General features: G+C 65.6%; 24 protein-coding genes. 11 read left to right on the forward strand and 13 right to left on the reverse strand.

Features of this window, described 5'->3' with window-relative positions; all coding sequences use genetic code 11:
• The first annotated feature begins 176 nt into the window (after nt 1-176).
• From OG225_RS41490 to OG225_RS41500, 3 genes are all read left to right on the forward strand, one after another.
• Complete coding sequence (locus OG225_RS41490) at nt 177-1,139, forward strand: hypothetical protein (protein WP_331758729.1); 963 nt, start codon at nt 177-179, stop codon at nt 1,137-1,139.
• 476 nt (nt 1,140-1,615) lie between these two features.
• On the forward strand, nt 1,616-2,545 hold the full coding sequence (locus OG225_RS41495; RefSeq protein ID WP_331758735.1) for a hypothetical protein: 930 nt from the start codon (nt 1,616-1,618) through the stop codon (nt 2,543-2,545).
• 302 nt (nt 2,546-2,847) lie between these two features.
• Nucleotides 2,848-3,147 (forward strand): hypothetical protein, encoded by a 300-nt coding sequence (locus tag OG225_RS41500; RefSeq protein WP_331758738.1) that lies wholly within the window; start codon nt 2,848-2,850, stop codon nt 3,145-3,147.
• A gap of 190 nt (nt 3,148-3,337) precedes the next feature.
• Here the strand turns inward: OG225_RS41500 and OG225_RS41505 are convergent, their stop codons facing one another.
• On the reverse strand, nt 3,338-3,541 hold the full coding sequence (locus tag OG225_RS41505; protein ID WP_331758741.1) for a hypothetical protein: 204 nt from the start codon (nt 3,539-3,541) through the stop codon (nt 3,338-3,340).
• A 173-nt stretch (nt 3,542-3,714) separates the two neighbouring features.
• Here OG225_RS41505 and OG225_RS41510 point away from each other — a divergent pair, with 173 nt between their 5' ends.
• From OG225_RS41510 to OG225_RS41520, 3 genes are all read left to right on the forward strand, one after another.
• A complete protein-coding gene (locus tag OG225_RS41510) occupies nt 3,715-4,425 on the forward strand; it encodes a hypothetical protein (RefSeq protein ID WP_331758744.1) in 711 nt (236 codons plus the stop codon).
• Nucleotides 4,426-5,322: 897 nt separating this feature from the next.
• Nucleotides 5,323-5,550, forward strand: a complete 228-nt coding sequence (locus OG225_RS41515; protein ID WP_331758747.1) for a hypothetical protein — start codon at nt 5,323-5,325, stop codon at nt 5,548-5,550.
• Nucleotides 5,551-5,556: 6 nt separating this feature from the next.
• Nucleotides 5,557-6,603 (forward strand): zeta toxin family protein, encoded by a 1,047-nt coding sequence (locus OG225_RS41520; RefSeq protein ID WP_331758750.1) that lies wholly within the window; start codon nt 5,557-5,559, stop codon nt 6,601-6,603.
• 307 nt (nt 6,604-6,910) lie between these two features.
• On the opposite strand, the gene OG225_RS41525 is transcribed toward OG225_RS41520, so the two are convergent.
• The 3 genes from OG225_RS41525 to OG225_RS41535 all read right to left on the reverse strand — a co-directional run bounded on the left by OG225_RS41525 (nt 6,911) and on the right by OG225_RS41535 (nt 8,800).
• Nucleotides 6,911-7,501: a histidine phosphatase family protein gene (locus OG225_RS41525; RefSeq protein WP_405183671.1), complete on the reverse strand. Its 591-nt coding sequence runs from the start codon at nt 7,499-7,501 to the stop codon at nt 6,911-6,913.
• Between the two features lie 194 nt (nt 7,502-7,695).
• The gene (locus OG225_RS41530) at nt 7,696-7,830 is read right to left on the reverse strand and encodes a hypothetical protein (RefSeq protein ID WP_331758756.1); all 135 of its coding nucleotides are present in this window, start codon (nt 7,828-7,830) and stop codon (nt 7,696-7,698) included.
• Nucleotides 7,831-8,182: 352 nt separating this feature from the next.
• Complete coding sequence (locus OG225_RS41535; protein ID WP_331758759.1) at nt 8,183-8,800, reverse strand: Lsr2 family protein; 618 nt, start codon at nt 8,798-8,800, stop codon at nt 8,183-8,185.
• A 1,021-nt stretch (nt 8,801-9,821) separates the two neighbouring features.
• Between OG225_RS41535 and OG225_RS41540 the strand changes: the two genes are divergently transcribed.
• The 4 genes from OG225_RS41540 (at nt 9,822) to OG225_RS41555 (ending at nt 12,139) form a co-directional block, all read left to right on the forward strand.
• Entirely contained in the window at nt 9,822-10,022 is a 201-nt protein-coding gene (locus OG225_RS41540; protein WP_331758763.1) for a cold shock domain-containing protein, read from the forward strand.
• Between the two features lie 402 nt (nt 10,023-10,424).
• The gene (locus OG225_RS41545) at nt 10,425-10,607 is read left to right on the forward strand and encodes a hypothetical protein (protein ID WP_405183672.1); all 183 of its coding nucleotides are present in this window, start codon (nt 10,425-10,427) and stop codon (nt 10,605-10,607) included.
• Between the two features lie 215 nt (nt 10,608-10,822).
• Entirely contained in the window at nt 10,823-11,326 is a 504-nt protein-coding gene (locus OG225_RS41550; protein ID WP_331758767.1) for a GNAT family N-acetyltransferase, read from the forward strand.
• Between the two features lie 321 nt (nt 11,327-11,647).
• Nucleotides 11,648-12,139 (forward strand): hypothetical protein, encoded by a 492-nt coding sequence (locus OG225_RS41555; protein WP_331758769.1) that lies wholly within the window; start codon nt 11,648-11,650, stop codon nt 12,137-12,139.
• 93 nt (nt 12,140-12,232) lie between these two features.
• Here OG225_RS41555 and OG225_RS41560 read toward each other — a convergent pair whose 3' ends face one another.
• From OG225_RS41560 to OG225_RS41575, 4 genes are all read right to left on the reverse strand, one after another.
• Nucleotides 12,233-12,763 carry a hypothetical protein gene (locus tag OG225_RS41560; protein ID WP_331758771.1) on the reverse strand — a complete coding sequence of 177 codons (531 nt, stop codon included), beginning with the start codon at nt 12,761-12,763 and terminating at the stop codon, nt 12,233-12,235.
• 278 nt (nt 12,764-13,041) lie between these two features.
• Nucleotides 13,042-13,245, reverse strand: a complete 204-nt coding sequence (locus OG225_RS41565; RefSeq protein WP_331758815.1) for a cold-shock protein — start codon at nt 13,243-13,245, stop codon at nt 13,042-13,044.
• 219 nt (nt 13,246-13,464) lie between these two features.
• Nucleotides 13,465-13,902: a GNAT family N-acetyltransferase gene (locus OG225_RS41570; RefSeq protein WP_331758773.1), complete on the reverse strand. Its 438-nt coding sequence runs from the start codon at nt 13,900-13,902 to the stop codon at nt 13,465-13,467.
• 85 nt (nt 13,903-13,987) lie between these two features.
• Nucleotides 13,988-15,466, reverse strand: coding sequence for a hypothetical protein (locus tag OG225_RS41575; protein ID WP_331758775.1), 1,479 nt, complete (start codon nt 15,464-15,466; stop codon nt 13,988-13,990).
• Between the two features lie 551 nt (nt 15,467-16,017).
• Between OG225_RS41575 and OG225_RS41580 the strand changes: the two genes are divergently transcribed.
• Nucleotides 16,018-16,560 (forward strand): hypothetical protein, encoded by a 543-nt coding sequence (locus OG225_RS41580; RefSeq protein ID WP_331758777.1) that lies wholly within the window; start codon nt 16,018-16,020, stop codon nt 16,558-16,560.
• A gap of 84 nt (nt 16,561-16,644) precedes the next feature.
• On the opposite strand, the gene OG225_RS41585 is transcribed toward OG225_RS41580, so the two are convergent.
• The 5 genes from OG225_RS41585 to OG225_RS41605 form a co-directional block, all read right to left on the reverse strand.
• Nucleotides 16,645-17,562 (reverse strand): hypothetical protein, encoded by a 918-nt coding sequence (locus OG225_RS41585; protein ID WP_331758779.1) that lies wholly within the window; start codon nt 17,560-17,562, stop codon nt 16,645-16,647.
• Nucleotides 17,563-17,811: 249 nt separating this feature from the next.
• Nucleotides 17,812-18,696, reverse strand: coding sequence for a hypothetical protein (locus tag OG225_RS41590; protein WP_331758781.1), 885 nt, complete (start codon nt 18,694-18,696; stop codon nt 17,812-17,814).
• A gap of 77 nt (nt 18,697-18,773) precedes the next feature.
• A complete protein-coding gene (locus OG225_RS41595; RefSeq protein ID WP_405183673.1) occupies nt 18,774-19,532 on the reverse strand; it encodes an aldo/keto reductase in 759 nt (252 codons plus the stop codon).
• Nucleotides 19,533-19,564: 32 nt separating this feature from the next.
• A complete protein-coding gene (locus OG225_RS41600) occupies nt 19,565-20,773 on the reverse strand; it encodes a JmjC domain-containing protein (RefSeq protein ID WP_331758785.1) in 1,209 nt (402 codons plus the stop codon).
• A gap of 10 nt (nt 20,774-20,783) precedes the next feature.
• Nucleotides 20,784-20,924, reverse strand: coding sequence for a hypothetical protein (locus tag OG225_RS41605; protein WP_405183674.1), 141 nt, complete (start codon nt 20,922-20,924; stop codon nt 20,784-20,786).
• Between the last annotated feature and the right edge of the window lie 49 nt (nt 20,925-20,973).

Below are 20,973 nucleotides of genomic sequence, written 5' to 3' on the forward strand. Positions count from 1 at the left end.
CCAATGCCGCACCAGGCCGCTCGCGGCGGCATATCGCGGTGATAGTCTGTGTCTCTCGAGCGCCTAGTTTTGCTCGACAGCAGCCCAACCTCGGCGGGCTGAGAATTCCAACCAAACCGGCTCCCGGCCGTGTATTCGGCCGTCCCTGACGCATCCGATCCCACCGGAGATCAGCCATGAGCCAACACTTCTCGCCCGACACATGCCCACTGCGCATCGCGGTGACCGTCATCGAACTCACCGATCCCGAGACCGGTGCAACCCGCGCACACGCGATCGACAGCCGCGACGGTCGCGCTCACGCAAACCTGGCCCACCTCATGATGAAAGCCGTGTGGGATCCGACACGGCTCGATGCCATCGACGGTGTCCCTCAAACGGCCCGTCGCCACCCCGACGACTGCCCACTGTGCGCCTTGCACGCGCGGCCAGGGCCCCGAGTCTGGGGCAACTGGATGACCGACGCGTGGAACGGACATTCGCGATATCAGGTCAACGGCAAACGCGCCCATCGTGGAATCGAACTGTTCGGGGATGCTGCACACGCTCGCGAGTCCGTCGAGGGGTTACAGCAGTTGTGGAATGTCCACGGCCCCACGTCCTTAACTTCCTGTCTTGAGGTGACCGACCTGCGCGCCTACATCGATGCCACGCCGAGCATGGACACACGCCTGGTCACGGCCGGGTCCCAGCTGTGGCTGTGGGACCGCGAACCTCGGCGGTGGTGGCCGGATCGCGTTCTCTGGTTCGGCACCGACGGAATCGAGGAGTCGACCGGCGCACGGATCCGTCGCCTACACGAGACCGGCCAGGTCCCCTCCGGAGTGCTCGGCGACCCACACCGCCGACCACACCGACCCGACCATATCGAGATCGGCGAGTTGATCGTGGTGGCGATCACCCACGGCACCCAGGTGCACGTGGTGTCCATCCGGGACCGATCCTCCACCTCCCCCGCACGGCGGGTACTGTCCAGCGGCGCAACAGAACCGCTGCCTGAAACCACCCCTGGGCTGACGGTGTATGGACGCTACATCGGCGACCGGCCACCGGTCGACCGCATCGCGGACCTGACACCGGAATACGCGGACCTGATCCCCACGATCACCCGAGGATTCAGCGCAACCGACACCGCATGATCAGTGGAATCGCGGCGCGAAGCAGCGCGTTCTCTCACGGTGACGGAGAAATTGGCGAACAATCGAAGGCGTGGGCCCACGCCCTGCCGCTCGCCGATGTCTTCGTTGTCGAGAATTACTTCCCCGCGACGCTCATCCGCGGAAGATCTATTGCACGCCCGCGTGCGTTGCGCGGGCCTATCGCGAACGAAAGCGGGCGACCGTGGTGGGCGAGCAGGTGCACGTCGTCGAAATCCGCTGTCCCGGCTGCGGTCAACTGATCGATCCCGGCGGTGCGAACCTCCGCGCTGACGCCCGCCACTGCTCACCGCGATGCCGCCAACGCGCGCATCGCCGACGTGTCCACGAAAAATAGTTTTCTGATCATGACGGTAGCCGTGACAGTGTCACGGCTACCGTCATGATCACCGCCGAAACTGTCGGTACCCACCCCCACACTGACCCGACATCCAACCAAACCCGAAGGGGGAAAACCGATGTCGGCCCATGCCTGGGTGGAACGAGCGATCGCGCCCAAGAGCAAGAACAACCGTCCCACGCTGTATGCGTATCTGCCCGAGGACCAGGAGCAGGCCAAGAACTGGCTTCGGCAAGTGCTGGGCACCCGAGTCCGACTACGACCAGTACGACGCCACGGCCTCGCTGCCTGGCAACTCAGCCCCAGACACCTACTCACCCTCACCGGTGAACTCGCCTACGCCTACGGCACCGCCGAAATGCGGGTGGAGTTCGTCCCCACCAGCCTCTGCACCTCGCAATGCGAGGACGCGAAGATCCCCGTGTGGGAGTGTGTGTGCCGATGCGCCGGTGAGTTCCACGGCGGCCGCGGGTCCCGCGTCAGCTGGTACCCGACCCAGCCCCGGACCCGGCTGTCTCGCAACGAACGAACCCAGACCGATCAGCTGATCGTCACCGCCGGCCAACTCGAAGCCGTCAAGAAGATTCCGCGACCCGCTGCCCCGGTCGTGGTTGAGCAGCCTCCGCTCGAACCTCCGCGGCATACCGCACCCCAGCGCGACCCCGTGTCGCCTGGACCGCAGGCCCCGCGCACAGTCATCCCCGCTGCCGCCCGCTTCGGCGATTCACAGCAGACCTCCGCCACGACGGGCCCGCCCGCCCCCTCTCCCGCCCACCGCCGGACTCGACAGGTACCAGTATCGGTGCGCACGCCTGTCGCCGCTCCATTGATCGCTGCCGTGCTCTTGATCGCCGCAGTCGTCGGCGGGGTATGGCTGGCCGTGCAACCCGATCATCCCGACACCCGCCACAGCACGAATTCGGAAACGTCCGAACCAGCGGAGATCCCGGCGGAGCTGGCACCTCCACCCGTGGCCGCCGCTGAACCAGCCCCTACCCCCGCGCCGAGGTTCCCTGCGGGCTGTTTCCCGTTCCAAGCAGACTGCTGAGCAAGCAGGCCGAGCTTCACGCTCCGGGCGCCGCAGGAGCGATGTCTTCCCCTGCCGCTCAGATCGTGCTGGGCGGCGTTCGCTGACCGTCGGACCGCGCGGGGGCAGCGACTCGCGGAAGCTGTTGGAGCATCCCGAGATCCGGTGTGCCTATGTTCCATTCGGTCGTGCCTGGATCGAATGAGTTCGACCATGTCGGCGGTCGGGAGCGCCGAGTGCCGCAAGAGCGCTGCTTCCCGCAGCAGACAGAACGGTCTACGGTTTTCACGGATTCATCTGCGCCGAGCTGAGGACAGAACCGAATGTCATCGAGGAGTTTCGCATACCTGGATCCCCGGGCCGAGGGTATGGTGGTGGTGCGGTGGGAGCCGCCACGCGGTTGGTGGTCGGCCTCCTACGAGCAGACCGCCGTCCTGGGGTGGACCTGTGCCGAATGCGGTTTCGATCTGCGACCGAATGGTCCGAATCGCCGTGCGGGCTACCACATCCATGACCCCGCCGAGGAGTGCCTCCACGTCGGCCCGGTCCGGCGGCTGGTGTGTGGGCTGTGCTGCAACGACGGCGCGGACGAGTTGGCGCGGTTGAGCAGTCGGCTGGTGTAGGAACGGCCCACGTAGTGCGAGCATGACTCTCGGACCGCCAGATGGCCCGAGAGCGGATTGGTTGTGTCCCGCCGAATCGGGCCACTGCGCTCACGGCCTGAAGCCCGATCACGGAACACTTCGGTGCAGTCCCTGGGAGGAACCCGTGCAGCCTACGGACGACGGTCGAGTTGCCCGCCCGTGAGGTAGGTCAACTCTGTGATGGCAGCTGCGTCCAACTCGATGAGGACCTGATCAGCTCAGCGCTGATCGTGGACGGTTCTAGTACGCCGGTGGCAGGCCGTTCGTAGAGCACGCTGTCGTCGGGAAGGACGTACCAGCGGCCTCCCGCGATCGGGGTCTCGCGCACCTCGACGTAGATGTGGGCCTGGGATAGGTCGGCGTCGTTGTCCACTGTGGTCGTTCTCCTGCTCTGAGGGATCGCTGATCAGCGATTATCTCTCGAGCGTGATCGGTGAGAATTCAGTCCCCGCAGTCCCCGCAGTCCTGCCAGCGCGGCGACCATCCTCGCGCTGTGGGCGTTGACGCGAAGCCGGGGACGGGTGCGGGTCGTGCATACTGTCTGCGATGTCGATCTCGATGGGTGAACTGGCCGAACTCGTCACTTCGCACGGAGGCAATTCGGCGACTCTGTGCGCGCCGCAAGTGCGGTACACGAGCGTGAATAGCCTCGACGGTGATGCGTGCCTGGATTGGCAGGCACAGTTGATGATGTCGGTCGCGGAACTCGACGGTCTTGAGGTCTGTGTCGGCATTTGCGACTTCGTTACCGTACGCACTGGTGCGGATCCTTTCACGGCGGAATTGCTGGATGGCTTCTCGCACGAGACCTCGGTACTCGCGCCGATTTTCGATGGTGCCTGGGTATGTGACGCGGTGCAGGATCAATTCGATGGCATGCCGGTGAGCGCCGTCGTACTGGTGATCTCGGCGCTGCTGACCGATCCCCTGCGCGGGCATGGTCTGGGGGCGTGGATGATCGCCGAGATCGCGCACAGAATGCTCGCATGCAACGACGGTCTGCTTGTGCTGGGTCCGGCGCCATCGACCGGCGAGCCGGACTCGATGCGAACCCTCGAGGCTGTGGAAAGACTCACCCAGCACTGGTGCACCGCGTTGGGCGTTGAGGCCATCGAGGGCCATGGCGGGTTTCTTGGGCAGAGCACCGCCTACGTCCATCTCGGCGGGGCGCGCGACGAGTTGCGGATCTGTACCGAGGTCGAGGTCTCGGTGCCTGTGCACACTTTGTTGAGATGTCCAGAACTTCAACATCTGTAGGGCAACCCGCCCAGCGCCGCCCTCGGTCATTGCTGGCATTCGACATGTGCCCGGAGTATCGAGATCGCTCGCACACAGCCGACAAAGCCCTGTCGTCACGGCGAGGCTGACTCGAACGTTGTCTATGTGCTCGTTTGCTTGCAGCGATCCGGAGGATCGTCCGGCGAGCGGCCCCTGCCCGGTCCTGCTCGGCGCACAGGGAGCACGCGGCCGCGACTGCGGCTCTCAACCCGGACCGCTTGCCCGGCATCGCACCGACGCCGACGCCACTCTTGCGTTGGATTCACGGTGAAATACGAGCTCGATGCGGCGTATTCGACTAGCTCGCGCTGGAAGCTTCGCGGTGCTCCATGGCCCGCATCAGGTTGCCCGTAACCGACCGCCCGGCGGCATGACGGCTCGAGCAGGCACACCCGAGCCGACGCCGATCGTGCACCGAAACCATGGCCGCGTCATTTCGCAGGTGAACGTCCCGTCCGCGGGATCCACGCACAGACTTCGTGCAGACCTACCGTTCACCGATGGCTAGGGGATGCTGGGCCCGAGGACACCATTCTCGGTCCGGTTCGTGCGGGGGGCACGGCGCGTGTTGCTCACCGCGCACGAGGTGTGCCGCAATTTCGCACAGGCTCGGGCATGTAGCCGCCAGCGGCCGGGCGACGTCGCCCCAGCTGCAGGACTCCTATCTCCGATCTCCTGGCGAAAGGCCGACGTCGCACCGCGTCGAGGACCTCCGTCACCCTCAGTGCGGGAAACCTGCAGTGACGCCGACAACTCGACCGTCGACACCCGGGGTCCGCGTCATGGAGCCGCTCTATCGGCTGGGTCGCCCTATGGTCCGGGCGGTAGCCTGGTGACGGGTTGAGATCGACTCGGACCCGGCTCTGGGAGGTTGTCGTGAGGGATGTGCCGGACCTTTCCGGGGAGGCGGCCTACGAAGTCGCCCGCGAGGTCCTTCTCGAGCTCATCGCCTACGCGAGCAGCCGACCTGACGAGCCGAAATGGGTTGCTTCGCTGAGTGACTGGCAAGGTCAACTCGGCGCGTTGCATCCCGCCGATACCGACGCCGTTCAGGCTGTGTTGCGCTTGCGGGCAGCCGATCTGGCGGCGATACGCGACCGCTAGACCCCCATGGCTGATTCCACCGCGCCACGATCGGTCCTTCCGGAAGGCCGTGCCCGCCAGATCTTCACCAAGCAGATCCTTCCCGCGTTGCTGAGCCCCTACCTCAACCCGCAGTCCGATCCCCGAATGATTCTGTTGGGTGCTCAACCCGGAGCCGGAAAGACCTCGCTGGCCCGGATTCTCACTGATCGAGGCGGAACGGACCGTCGCCCGATCGCTCTCGATGTCGACGCGTTGCGTCCCTTCTATCCCGGCTATCAGAAGATCAAACGCCGCCACGGCGTGAAAGGTGACCGTCGAGTCACCGATGATGTCCACCGCTGGCTCCGAATGGCGTTCGAGCATATCCGACAGCACCGGACCGACCTGATCATCGAGCACACCCTCGGAAATATGGAACAGATCACCGACATGCTCGACAGATTCGTCGGCCACGTCGAACCCGGAGCACTGCCCTACACGGTGGATGTCGCGGTCCTTGCGGTCGCGGTCGCGGACTCCCGCCGCGGAATGCTCGAGCGATGCCAACTCGCGCTCGAGACTGTCGGGCACGGCCGCTATCCGGGCGACGATCTGCACGACAGTCGCTACGACTCCGTCCCGCACACCGCTGACGCGCTGTTCGAGAATCCGCTGGTCTCCTCGATCACCGTCTACCGCCGGGGCGGGCAAGAGCTGAGCCGAAACCGCCGTGATGCCGACGGCGCGTGGATGTCCGACATTCCTCCCAGCCAGATCATCACCACCGAACGCGACCGTCCATGGGATCTCCAGCGCAGCATCGAATGGCTCGCGGGTTTCCAGAGCCTCTCCGCGAGAATGGATTCCGTATGGCAGGAGTCCTTGCAGCGGGCATGGCTGGACGCGCAACCACTACTCGATCCCGCCGCCCTCGGCACGAGTATGTCCGGCAATGGCCTCACCCGGGACTGGGACCTTCTCACCGACCTGCCCCGGACCGGACACCACCACGTCCACCAACCACTCGAGCAGGCACTCGGTGGCGTGCCCGAGGTAGGAAACGACATTCCTGAACCTGATGCGGGCCTGTGAGCAGCTCCGACAGCGCGAGCCACCCACGGTCACGAGCTCAGTCGACGCCGTGAGGTCCACATCCGTGCGTCGCCGGGTAGCCGAACCGCTCCCCTGCCCGCGATAGCCCGGCCGGGCGATGTCGAATGCCGTGAGTCTGCCCGGGAGATGGTCGAACTCGGCCGGGCGTCGATGGCGGATGACACCGCAGGTGGGACACCCCTCACACGAGAAGACCTCGCCGCCGATAGGCACCACCCGCGATCGTGCAGCGGTGACCAGCGCCCGTGGGACGATGACGCGTACGCGTTCGGTTGCGCTCTCGACGTCACAGGCCGGGGCCCCGTGCGCGCAGCAGCGTGCCCGCGTGGATCTCGAGCCGGTAGACCGCGGGCATCGGCATGGCGCGACTGAACTGCCAGTCCACTCCCCCGACTCCGAAGCCGATCAGCGCGCAGGCGATGAAGGTGCCGTGACTTGCGATCACTACCGTGCCGGTGGGGTACCGACGCGCCAGTGCGGAAACGGCTGCCGTTGCCCGGGTCGTGAGTGCGTTCAAGCTTTCTCCGCCGTCGCGGGCACAGGCCGGATCCGCCCAACTCCGCGCGTAATGGCGTTCCCAGTGTGGCGTCGGTGCCAGACCGGAATCCCATTCACGCAGATCGTGTTTCGTGTGGACCGGACCGTCGATGGCGAGCGCCAGCGGTTGGATCGTTTGGATCGCACGCAGGTACGGGCTCGACACGATCGCCACCGGCCGGGGATGGCTCAATACATCCACCAGCAACTCGGCCTGGCGGAGGCCCTCCTCGACCAACGGCCGCTGATAGTCGTCCGGTCCCCCGGCGATGGGAACAGCCGACTGCGCGTGGCGCACGAGAACCACCCGCGCCGGTGTGCTCGGCAGATCGGCAACCATGTTCCCCCTGTCGGCCGCTGTCAGGATCGAACCGATCCGCATCGGCGATGTCGACGCTTTCCCAGCCCGAAGATCCGAACGGTCGGCTACCGCCACTGAACCGCGCGTTCTTGTTCGACGATTCGGCTACGCCTCTGATTCTCCATGAGATAGGCGACCACCAATCGATACGCAACCCACGTCAGGAACAGAAGCTATGGCGCTTCGAGTACCCAACCGGTCACCACCGGCGCGGTCGACGAGTTGGCGACGCCGAAGAACTCGACAGCGACAAATGTGGCCAGCATGAACGGCCCATGGAAGACCAACAGGACGGTCACCGCGATCATGACCAATCCACCCCGACCCCAAGGCCATAGCCCAGAACGGCTCCTTGACGCGACGACTCACGTGAATGAGGCGTAGTCGAGTGTCGTATCGAGATCATGAAACACGCTGCGAAAGAACAGATTCAATGACTCGCGACGGTCCACACCCATGCGAACAACGCCGAGAACCGACGCCGAGCAATCTCATCACTCAACCGCTGGGATATGTCCGATGATCGCCCGCGCGCGAGACAACGGAATCGACTCCGTGCCGAGAGGCACATGCGCGGACCCAGGCGCGTCCAGTCGAGGTCACGTCGGCGTGTGCCGATTCTCGAGAAGGTGAATGTCGGTACCGGTGTCGCCGATGGGGTTAGCTCGTGAGCGCTTGGCGGTAGTCACGAATGAGTTCCGGTGACAGAGGTCCGCGGGACTTCACGTCGCGGCCTTGGTCGAGTGCCCATTGACGAATAGCGGCGCGCTCGGCGGCCGTCGGCTTGGGTGCGTCGCCGCTGTGCTCGTCCTGCGGCTCGCTGGCCGGTACCGAAACGGCCGCTGCCGAAGTCGTTTCAACATCGGCTTCGCGGTCGGAGGCTCCATCATCGACCGAGCCCGGGAGCGTGTCGTCGCGGTCCTGGTAGGCCTTGATGACGGATTCCGGGATTCTGCCTCGCGGGCTGATCGGGAATCCATTGTTCCGGGCCCACTCGCGAATACCGTTGGGGCTCTGGGAGTTAGCCTCTTCGGACTGACTAGGGCCGACCCTGCCGCCTTGTCGTGCCCGGCGCCCGACGACGGTCACCCTGGACGCCTTCTTCATCCAGGGCGTGAGTGTTGCCTCCAGTTCCTCAGCGCTCGCCAGCGAAAGATCCAACGAATATTCGCGGCCATTGAATGTGAAAGTGGTGACCTGCGTGGGTGCGATGTCGGTTGGCTCGACGATATCGCCGGTCCAGTCATCTCGGGTGACGGTCACAGTAGACTTAGCCATGCGCGCAGATTAGCACTCGATTCTGTACGCTAACAATCTGTCTGGTTCGTTCTGTCCGGCATTTTCATATGCCGGTCTGAGGCGGTAGCGCCGCGTGTGAATCCGTGCGTATACGTCGAATTGTGCAAGGTCGGCTTCCAGCTCAGCATTCTGGATGTGGAGCGTTAACCCGGCCGAACCATTCCGCAGTGCAGCCTATCTCGGGCCAGATGCTGTGGTCGATGATCCGGTCGCAGGGTAAATGGAACTCTTGCGGGCTCTCCGTTGGTCCCTCTCGAACCAGCAACTGATCGAAGCCGCGTTCGCCGAACGCGAGATTTGTGTGTGCACTTCTCCCGTCGTCGGTTTCGCCACCTTTTCTGAGCCGCTGCACCCGATATCCGCACAATCTCGTTCAACCTCCCCTCATCCGACCCATGCCCGAAGCGTCGGTCGAGTTCGCCATCCGTCGACAACGCAGTGGGCGTTATCGGAATGTCGCGGCCCACATTGCTGTCGGCCTGACGCGACGGCGATCGCCTGTCGGCGGATCGACTTATCGGTGGTCGGTGATGGCGCTACCGGCGAGGGTGGCGGGACGGATTGACGAGCGTCACCTCATTGGGCGACAGGGCCAGAGTGTCTCGCGAACCCGACGGCCGGACACGGAGGTAATCCGGTTCCGAGGCGTCCACGACCGCGACGAGGCGTCCGGATCGGCCTTCGCTGAGTCCCACTGCCTCGGCCGTGAACCACACGGTCGGTGGTCTGTGACCGGCCTTGAGTTCCTCGGCGATCGTGCGGATCTCGTTGTCCGACAGCGACTGTGATGCAGTTTGATGAGTAGACATGGAGAGCTCCCGCGTGACAGGGCAGGGTCGTGCACTCACCAGGATGCCTGAATCCTCGGCTGCGCGCATCGCGGCCGCACAGCCTCGAGCCGTGACCCGTACGTGGGGAACCGATCCGATCGTGAAGGCGTGGCCAAGAACAAGCCAGAGCATTGAGATGTGTCAGATGCTGGCCGAACAGAGAGTATGAAATGGCTCGAGGCGTTGTGAAGCGGTTCAACAGCGAGAAGGCCTTCGGCTTCATCGCACAAGACGGCGGCGGCCCCGACGTCTCCGTGCACTACTCGGCCGTCAGCGGTTCCGGGTTCAAGTCTCTCGAGGGTCGGCGCGTGGAGTTCGAGGTCGGCCAGGGCCAGAAGGGCCCGCAGGCCCAGGATGTTCGCGTCTTCTGAACCTTGCCGGGTCCGACAGCACCGCAACCGGTAACGGTGCGGGCCGTCGCCAGTGCGTCGACTCGGCGGCATTGCGCCGCAAGATGATTCAGCGGATCAACCACATCAGCTGGTCGAGATATCAGGGTGCTGTCGGCGGCCGGTAGCGGCACAGCACAACCCGACATCCGCATCGAAGACCCCGCCTCCGCGCGGGAGGTTGCGTCGGTGGCGCTGCACAGCTGCACGATTCCGGCTCCGGACGCACGTTGCGAGGTGTCAGCACCGTGCTATGCAGGTCGTGGGGCGCGGCTGTGGAGGTTTGGGGCAGTATCCAGGGGCATCGTTCGCTTTCAGTGACAGGTCCGGATCGGTCGACCTGGCGGCCAGAACATGCGCACCCCGAAGGTAGGAGTCAAGGCCATGAGTTCGGATACGACGTCATCGCGGCAACTGCGCGATGACATTCAGGCGATCACCGAAGGGGTGGCCGCGGTGATGGGTTCGGATCATCCTGCAGTGTCGACGCTGATGCGCGCAGCTGACGAGCTCGTGCAGACAGAACTCGACAGCCAGCCGCGCAGGTACGGCGACATGACGGATTGACCCATCGACAGCGACAGGTTCCCTACGGCGCAGCGCCCGACCCCGCCCACATGGGCTCTTGCGATCAAGAGGGCGCTCGAGGGGCGACGTCGAGGTCCTCGAGGTACAGGCCCCATCGTCACGCGCTGAAGTTTGACCGGCGTCCCGCTTGGCTGGCGCGGGCCCGCGCGAATAATCTGGTTGCATCGCGCGCACCGTGGCTTGACCATCGACGGATGACAAGAGCCGACATCCTGACCGTGCGTGCGTTGGCTCCTGGCGACGAGGAAGGTTTCCTCACGCTTCGCTCGGCGATCACGGACGAGGGCGCGGTATTCGCCAAGGACTACCAGACGGGTGTCTCCTGGCCGGAATACCTTGCCGTGCAGAATGATGCGCGGGTCGGCATCGGCTTGGCGCCGGGTACCGTGCCCTACACCTTCCTCGTCGCCGAGACCGGCGGCGTGCTGGTGGGCAGCAGCGACATCCGCCACCATCTCACCGAGAAAATGACCCGGTGGGGCGGGCACATCGGCTATGTCGTCGCACCCCGATTCCGCAGGCTGGGGTACGGGACGGAAATCCTGCGCCAAACACTGCTGCTGGCAGCGGAACTCGGTATCAGCCCGGCATTGCTGACCTGCCGCGCCGACAACTTCGGATCCCGGGGTGTGATCCACGCATGCGGCGGCACCGTCTCTACCGAGACAGTGGACGGAATCTGTTCGTATTGGCTGTGACTCGTTCGCGACAGGTGGATCGAGGGGTGCGGCAGGGGGCGTTGGCCAGCGGTTCTCGCAGACTCTGGCCTTCCCGGCCAGGAGCGATCAGCCGAGGTCCTGCGTCGTTACGGTGCGTTCTGCCCGGCGTTGGGGTCAGACGAGAAGTTCGTCGGCGCGCAATCAGGATCGGGTGTGGTCTCGAAGTGTCCACCGACACGATCGAGGGGTTCATGCCCCGCCCGGAACAGGCTGCCTTGCCCGTGGCGTGCGGGGCGGAGCTGGCCTCGCCCGTATGAACACGCCTTTCTGGTTCGGTGCCGCCTGGATGCGGGGCCGCCGATGACTGATCGCAGCAACCGCCGTGTCGAGGGCTCGCCGGCCACGCACGGTGCGGGTAGTCCTCAGATCGGTCGGCTGGGTGCGCAGTCCGCGCAGCTGGCCGGGCACCCGGTGATCGTCATGGTGCAGCCCGATACCCACTCCTACGTCGGCCGAGACGGTCACCGACTCATCGGCGACAGCACCGAGTTCGCCGTTCGTGAGCACGGCGCACGCCCGATCGCACCACCGGATTTCAGCTTCCCCGGCGACCCGGCTCCGCAGTGGCAGGCCCACCTCACCTACGCCACCGACGAACTGCTGATCCATTTCCCTGGTGGATCGGTCATGTACGACGGCACAATGCCCACGACCGCGAATTGGCGTGCGGCGGCCGCGAGTAGTCGCGGCATCGTGATGATCACCGGACCGATAGCCGCCGTGAGCGCCATCGAGCCGGTGATCATAGGCGGGCGTGCGAGCTGGATACGCCTACCGCTGATCTGCGAATGATCCTGTCCCGGTGGTGAAACCGCCGTTCCGTCGGGTCGGCACGGGAGGCAGGAGCGAGTCTCTAGCGGCCGCTGGTGGACCTGATCGAAATCGTCACCTGTCCGGAGCCGTGAGTACGGTGGGCAGGAATTTCGTGCCGCGGGTCAGGTGGTGGACGAGGTCGTCGTGGTCGATGTACGCGCGGCCCAATCGGCGACGGTTGGCACCCTCGGGACCGTCGAGCACGAAACGATTGAATGAGATCGAGTACAGGTAGGCGAGACGGGAGTACACCGCGCCCAGGCCATCGGGATGCTCGGTGGCCCCCGGGGCGGGGGCGCCGAGGATCCGACGCGCCTGCCGACCGATGGCCGCGATCAGGCGTTGGGACTCGTGCCAGATCTCGATCATCGAATCGAGTCCGGCGTCTGCCGTCTCCGGTATCGCGACGGCATGGCCCGGTGCGACGGACACCTCGATGGTGGCGGTTCGGGTTGCCATCCGGCGGTGTGCGTCGAGCGGGCCGCCGAGAGAATCGAGCAGTACCGACCCTGTAGCGGTGGGGGTGTCGCCTTCATCGCGTCGAGCGAATGTGGCCACGACGAGTGGGCTGTCGGGCAGCGTATCGATGGCATCGGCATTCACGGCATCCCCCTCGACCTCGCCGCAGCGAGTCTGAGCACGGCTCGGGAGTTCACCCCCTTGTGAATCCCCCCTCGATGCGCGCCCTTCTCCAGAGGACCGAACCCCGATCGCTGATCACGCACGGCAGATCGTCCGGATGAAGTACGCAGCTGGCCTGTAATCTACTCTGTGTCAACGACTTCCGCTGACATCGGCCTGCGTTTCGGAGTGCCGTGGGGTTGGCGCGATGGCGGCCCCGCAACGTTGCGCCGGTAGCGGGGCCGTCGATCTGCGATGGTTCAGAGGACGCGGACGTCCTGGGCCTGGGGGCCTTTGTTGCCTTGGCCGATCTCGAATTCCACGCGCTGTCCCTCGTCGAGGGACTTGAATCCGGAGCCGCTGACGGACGAGTAGTGCACGAAGACGTCGGGGCCTCCTCCGTCCTGGGCGATGAAGCCGAAGCCCTTCTCGCTGTTGAACCACTTCACGGTGCCTTGAGCCATTTCATACACTTTCTGTTCCAGCCAGAGGCCGACAATGGGAATGCCCTGGTCTTCAAGGTCAACGCCGCCAAGATCAGATCGGTTCCACAATCCCGGACAGATGTGTCCGGTATCGGAGCCTGATACAGACCGACGCGGGTGTCATCGAATCCGGCGCCGGGGGTTGGGCCGCACGAATTCGCCTGAGGGCGGCAGGTTGCGCGTCCCCACGACCGCGTGTCAGAGAGGGCGCACGAAGTGCAGCGCGCTTGCATCCAGCAGCCGGAAACCTCTGTTTTCGAGGAACTTTCGTCGTTGCCACCGGTGTGTTGCTTCGGTGTCGATGACCGCGCTCAGTTGTGGTGCACCCGCCGCGGTGGCATGGCGCGCGAAGGCCTCGACCAGGGCAGCGCCGATTCCGGTGCCGGGGCGCAGTGATCCGATGAGCGCGATGTGGCCGTCCTGTGGTCGCCTTGCGAGGAAGCCCACCATCTCGTCACGGTGGATCGCGACAAGGTGACATGACCGGGCGCCCGGCGGGGGTTCGCTCAGCCATTTCGGGTTCGCGAAGTCGCTGTCGGCGAGTTGGTGCATTGCCGCCAACGCGTGCAGCAGGCGTGCCAGCGAGGCTCGCGGCACGTGCGCGGAGCGACGCTCGACGACCACCACATCACTCACGGTATGAGCGTGACACAGCAAGAACCTGCCGGGTCGTGGGCGGGTCCAGCGAGCCTTGCCCGCCTGCTGTTGGCGGCCGGTGGCTTTACAGTGCGCTGGTGCGGTAGGGGATGCGTGCGATGGCGACGGTGCCGTGACGGCGGGCGGCGGTGAGTTCGTCGGTGCGGTGGCGGTCGGTGTAGGTGTCGAGGTCTGTTGCGTCGGGAATCCGCGCGCCGGTGTTGACGCCGTAGATGACCTGCACCTGGCCGTGTTGGTGGGCGGCGGCGAGCCATTCGGCGGGTACGGCGATCTCGGCGACGGCCCACTGCGCGGCCTGATCCCACAGTTGCAGGCCGGTCAGGGTGCGCCGGATCGACCATAGGGGCAGCAGCGGCACGCGAACGGGCGCGGAGGGGCCCAGTGGCGCGAATCCGACGCTGATGATCCCTGCGGCCTGGGCTTCGACCCTGTGGCCGGTGCCCGGAGCGGTCATGACGACCGCCGCGAGGGGCTCGAACACGATCACCGGGAGGTCGCCGCCGCCGGTCGCCTCGTCGGCGACGGCGATCAGGCGGGCGTGAGTGCGTACGTCGTCGAGCACTTCGGCCGCTCGGCGGCGGTCGGTGAGGATATCGAAGACCTGGGGTTCGGCGGGTGCGCTTGGCGATGTGGTGTCGCGATGGGTGGTTGTGGTGATGTCGTCGAGGCGTAGAGCGAGTTCGGTGCCGTCGCCGACGGGAACGGGGAAGCGCAGGTGCCCGGTGTCGTCGGGAACGGGATCGGCGGTGCCGACGGCGTCGAGAAGCGCGTGCAGCCGCGGGTAGGGGGCCGCGCGGACGCGGTCGACGACGCCGGGCAGCCGCCAGAACATCAGGGCGTGAGAGGCGAGGTCTATACCGGCGAGCCGGTGCTGTTCGGCGTTCGCGATCACCCCTGGATGTCCGGTGACGATCTGGTCGAATTCATTGTCCACGGTGGTGTAGAGCAGCTGAAGATCCTTGCGCTGCACCGCGATGTGCGCGTTAGGGGCGAGTTCGCCGTGCTGCACCGCTGATCGCTGCGCGGTGTTTCCTGACGTCGCTGCCACGCGTCCGACGATCGGACCGAGCCGGTGTCGGCGTACCTCCGGGTACTGCTCGACGGTGGCATCGACTATGCGCAGCGACCCCGGCAGCCACAGTATGCAGTGCCCAGCGAAAGTGGTGTCCTCCCATGCGGGGTCGGGCCGACCGTAGGCGATGGTCTGGCCGGTGCGCTGGTCCTCGATCATTAGGTCGACCGCGCGAGGGTGGGCGGTGATGCCGAGTTCGGCGTAGGCGTAGTGCAGCACCATCGACGCGTCGACGCACACGTTGGCGGGCTGGCCGTGCATGTGGCCCAGCCACAACATCGGTGGCAGTAGTTCCACCACCGTGTCGGGCGCGGCCTGGCCGGAGAACAGCAGCTCCGCGATCTGCTCCATAGACCCTTTCAATCGGCCCGCCGCGTACCGGGTGGGCGCGGCGGGGATCCGCGACGCCTTCTTTCGCGGCTCGGTGCGAGCCCGGCTCTTGGCAGGCTTGCGGCCTTTGGATTTCGGCATGAGATGCCCCCCTCGTTCGAGTGACGAATCGTTGACACACAGGAAAAGTGTTGTCCTCCAACGGTAGCCGTGGCTACCGACACGCTCTGCGATCGGCCGCGCGGTCCCTTCCCCCGTTTGGATGCGCCTCTCGCGGTGGGCGTTCAGTCTGTTCGGTGAGTCGGTCGTCGGTTAGCTCCGTTTCGACGTCGGCCAACCGCACAGCGCGGTGTCGAGTCCCTGTGCCGGGTTCTCGGCCAGCGGCGTCCGGGTGGTTATCAGGCGCGCCCGCTCACCCTGGCGGGTCTTCGCGGTATGTGTCGGCAGGACGGGGTATCGTTGACCTCGCCAACCCGATCACTGGATGCGGGTCGCGACAGCAGCCCGATTCGTTCGGACTGAGAATCCCAACAGCCACAGCGCCTTTCGATGCCGCTCCCGCGCGTCTTCTCCACAGACCACGGCAGCGGTGATTCCCCGTCCCATTCCGCTGTTGCATCGAGGAGTCCAGTCGTGGCTTTCTACGACATCACCTTTTCCTGCGGTCATCACGACCGCGTCTGCCGGATCTGGTGTGGCGTGCGCACAAGATCTGGCGCGAAGTTCGTGACACCCTCGCCGTACCAGCGCGGATCACCCGACTGCGCCAGGTGAGCGTCACCGCGTTGTCGGCGGCGACGCTGCCCGCCCAACTGGCGCGGGTGGCGGTTCGGACCGCGGCCGCCGCACCGGCGACAGCACACACCGCCGCGGAGGAATATGCCGCCGCGCAACTGCTGCTCGACGAATACCGGTGCCACACCAGCACACCCGTCCCTGCACCGGCGATCCCGGATGCCGAGCGAGTCGAGATCTCGACGCACTCGTGGTGGGTCAGGGCGCGGGTCCGGGTGCTACAGGAATCTCGGTGCGGCGCACGCACTGTGGCCGCTGGTGAGGTGCTGGAGTTGATCCAGTACGGGCTGCCCGGCTGGCCGGCCGCGCCGGGCGAAGGATGGTGGGACATCGACCCGGCCACCGCGCTGGATCCGGCCTCGGATCTGGACGGGGTGTTCTGTATCGACGCCGATCGGGTCGAGATCGTGGAAATCCTGGCCACCTCGACACCGCGTTAGCGCCGGTCGACTCCTTCGATCCATTGAATTCGCAGGACCGGACCACTGGATCATAGACATGGCCGGAGTCGAGTGCACGGAGATCTACTCATCGAACGCGTTGGACTCGTCGTAATCGTCGTGATCAGCTGAGAGCCAGTTGTTTTCCGCGAGTAGGTACATCAGCAGGTCGCCCATTCGGGTGAGCAGGTAGTCACGGGCCGAGTCCGGGACCTGGACTTGGCCGACTTCGGAGTGGCGGATCCGAAATTGGTTCCCGATGTCTCTGAGTGCGAACATCTCTTTCTCGATTGCGGTGCGCAGGTCGGGCGGTTCGATCCCTTCGAGCAGCGCTTCGGCTCCGCGCTGTTTGTTGGGATCGCGGATGGACTTGAGGCGTTCGAACCCGTCCCACAGTTTTTCGAGCGCGTCTTGGCGCACCTGCGGGTCGGTGGAGGTGTAGAGCCTGGTCGCACGCAGGATCAGTTCATCGAGGACGTCGTCACCGGTGTCGGGGCGAAGCTCGCGGACGAGCCGTCGTACCGACGCAGACCCTCGCCGCTGGATCTGGCCCTCGTCGTCCATCTCGTAGTTCGCGCCGCCCCGCGCCAGCAGGTGATTCACCTGGTCACGGAATTCGCCCGGCGCGGACCTGCGGTTGAAAAACGTGTACTCGTGATGCCGACGGAAGCTGTGGTAGTCACCTTGCTTGGGCTTGGAGATGAGCGGATAGGCGTACTCGAGGAGATCGAACACTTCCAGGTCACTCATGCGGTCGGGATTCGGAGGTATCGAGATGCCGGGGATGATCGCCTGGAAGGCGATGCCCAGGCTCGTCTTGTGCGTGGCGCAGATGCTGTTTCCATCGCGGCACCGTTCCGGGAAGCGCTCGGCGAACCAGTCCTGATCGATGAGTCCGGCGACGTAGGCCACCAGCCCGGCGCGCGTCGCGTCAGGCAGTTCGTCCTGATCGCGCGGTACCGGTCCTATTGTTCTGTCGCTGTTGAGATCTGCTTCGGCCACGCCCAGATCATGGCACGCAACGGGCTGGCGCGGCCGCCACATTTCGGCGTACTGGTGGTGCCAAGAGCGCTGACGCCGAAACCGAGTAGAGGCGTGTTCGAGGCCGACGACGCGTGGTCCTGCCACACGAACCTTGGTGACGCGGTGCTCAGTGGTCTTCAAGATGTGTGGACTGCCGATACAACGTCGTAAAACACCATCCTCTCGGTGACGGCGGCACCATATACGCCCGATTCGCGCGTGTAAGTTTCAGTGGGTCAGCTCAGCGATCAGCCTGGTGGCGTGGGCGGTGGTCGGCGCGTATGCGGGGGCCGTGGCGAAGCCGGGGCTGGTGAGGTCTTTGCAGCAGGTGAATAGGGCCATGAGTTTGCCTGATCTGGTCTCGAGGTCGGCTTGTCGCTCACCGAAGACTCTGTCGGCCAGGGCAGGGATCATCAGTGAGTTGGTCCACAGGGTCGCCGCGTCGAGGCCGCGGGGGGCCAGGCCGAGGTCTTCCCAGTCCAGGATCTGGCAGTCCGGGGCGGTGAGGTTGGACCAGACGAGGTCGGCGTGTGCGGGTACCCATGCCCGGGTGTCGTCGATGGTGGTTTCGAGCGCGCCGGGAAAGACACCTTCGATGGTGTCGGTGACCAGGGCCTGGGTGATCGGTTGGGTGTCGGGGGTGGCTCGGCGGGTGATGGACTGGCGGGCGAGGTTGTCCAGGGAGGTGTTGAGCGTGGTCCACCAGTGTGGTGTGAGCGTGGGTTCGGTGAGCGGGTAACCGATCGGGGTGGCGGCCGGTCCGGTGACGAGGTCGCATTCGTCGGCTCGCCAGAGTGTGTCGGTGGTGTCGTCGAGCCAGGAAACCGCTTGGTGCCAGCGGGGTTTGGCGATACCGTGCAGCAGCGCGGAGGTCTCGATGCCGTTGTTGGTCTGCCCTTGCGCGGTGGCGGTGGCGTGCGGTCGGGCCTCGATCCGGACCCAGGTGTTCCGGTCGGTGGCGATGCCGAGGGTGCGTCGTTTGCGCACGATCGTGGAGTGGTCCAGTGAGGTTGCGAGCCGGGCGGCGACGTCGGCGAGCAGGTCGGTGATCGTGGCCTTGCGTAGATCGGTGACAGCGGCTGTGGGTCGGTCGCGTGGGGCTGTGTGTGCCACGAACCCGGCTCCTCTGTGATGGATGTGGTGTGGTCCGACCCGGAAGTTATATCGCGGCGCGGTGGGGCGGCCCGGTTTCAGGTGCCGGTTCGTAGGAGTGCGCGGTAGCGGTGCAGGGCGGCGTCGTCGACATCGAGGCCGGTCGCGGTGACCAGTTCCCGCAGATGGGTCGCATCGCTGGTGCTCACGGCGACTCGGGTCACCGGGGGCAGTTCGTAGGTGAGACGGAACGCGGCCTGCGGTGTCGACGGGTGCGGCTGGCCGGTAACCAGCGGTGAGAGGTTCGTCGTTCGCCATGCCTGATCTGTGGTGCTGCCCGCGAAAGGGCTCATGCCCCAACGCCGGTCGGGAGGGATCGCGAACGCCTCACCCAGTTCGCACGCCGCGGTGAGCGCCGGGTCGGGCAGTGTCAGCCCGACGCGGACCATCACCACGGACGGTCGATGCTCGATCTCGCCGGCGCGGATCACCCCGAGGACCGGTGCCGGGTTCCAGCTGGAAATTCCCCACTCCCGGGCCAATCCGACGCTGACCGCATCGGCGAGCGCGGCGCACGCTGCGGCGAACAGGTCACCGGCCTGGTCTGTGGGCAGGGCGGTGAGGCTGTGTTCCGGGTTGTGCAGCAACACCACATCCGGGATCCGGCCCAGATCCTGGCAGGATTGCTCGACCGCGGTGGCCAGGCGTGCGGGGTCGAGGCTGTGGACGGGGCGGCCGTGTGGGTTCGGGAAGAATCCGACCTTGGTCGAGATCGTGAACTGTGCGAGCAGATCCCCGGCGACGGCGGCGAGCCGTCGTTGGGAGGTGAAGTCGCGGTAGTTGAACGCGGTGTCCACCCCGCACACTCCCAGGCGCAGAGCGTGTTCGATCAACCGTCGGTCGGGATCATGCCGGTATAGCCCGAGGACAACGCCTCGGTGACCTCCGCGCACACACCCTCCTGGATCAGACTGCCCGCCACTGCCGCGGCGTCGACGCCGGTCGCCGCGCTCACCGCGTCCAACTGGACCGGGTGCCCGCTGAGCAACCGGCGTAGTGCGGGTTCGGCGCGCGCGGCGAAGGTCATTTTCTTGCCCGCCGCGACGACCTCGACACCGGTCGGGCCGATCTCGAGGTGCGGGGGGAAATCGGTCACGCACACCACCGCGGCAGGTGGACCGAACACGCCGCCGGTGTCGACGTGGCGGGGTGGAGGGCGTTGCTGTTCACGGGCGGCGAGATATGCCTGGATCGGGTAGTCCAGGAGCAACTGCTCCATCTCGGCGACCAGGGCGTGTTCCTGGTCCCCGCGCTCGGTCTGGGTGCCCCACCGGTGCAGGTCGTGGCGGAACGGTTCGCGCTCTCGGCTGCGGTCGGCCACCCATGACATCCAGTCGACCCCTGTGCGTTTCACGAACCCGAAGGTCATATGCAGGCTGTAGCCGGTGCCGAGTCCGGCGCGGGTGGCCTGGTGCCAGTAGCCCCGTGGAATGTGCATGACATCGCCTGCGCGCATCGTGCCCGACCACACGATCTGTTCGGGGATCACGGTGTTGGGTTCGGCGTCGCGGTACATCGGCGCCGGTCGCGACGTCCCGCGTACCTGCCACGACTTCTCGCCGCCGATCTGCACGACGATCACATCGTGGTCGTCCCAGTGCAGCGAGAACCCGGCCGCGTCGTTGGTGGTCAGATAGGTGTTGACCTGCACCAGTTCCCGCGACCACCATTGCAGCGCCCGGCACGCGATCTCCATCGTCGGGTCGAAGGAATCCAACGCGTCCAGCACGATAGAACACCCCGACCGCATCAACACGTGTAGCCGGTCCATGTCCGCGACCGGCAACACCTGGGAACGCCGGGTCACCAACTGTGACAGGAAAGCGTCGGGCGCCAACTCGTCGCCGTCGCGGAAACACCGGAACTGCGGCGGCGACAACGCACGCCGCATGACCACATCCAGCAGCCTCGACGGAGTCAGCAACCGCGTGCACAGCCCCGGATCAGGCAGGACACCGCGTGCGAACCCGACCCCGAGCCCATCCGGCCCGCTCCACCTCAGCGCCTTCTCGATCGCCTCGGTCAGGGAATGGCGCACCCGACGTGCTCTACGACTCGGCGAGATTCAGCCCGTCACCGCCCGAACTGCCGTGCCCATCGCTGTTGGAATCCGAATGCCCGCTGTCGAGCCGCCCTCGCACAGTGCTCAGCGATTCCACCGCGAGCAACAGATCATCGGTCGATTCCATATCGCCCCACCCTCTCGATCGATACAGGCACCCCACCCTGGTGCGCCAC

It is taken from the genome of Nocardia sp. NBC_01377, from assembly GCF_045040005.1.
Taxonomy (GTDB): Bacteria; Actinomycetota; Actinomycetes; order Mycobacteriales; family Mycobacteriaceae; genus Nocardia; species Nocardia noduli.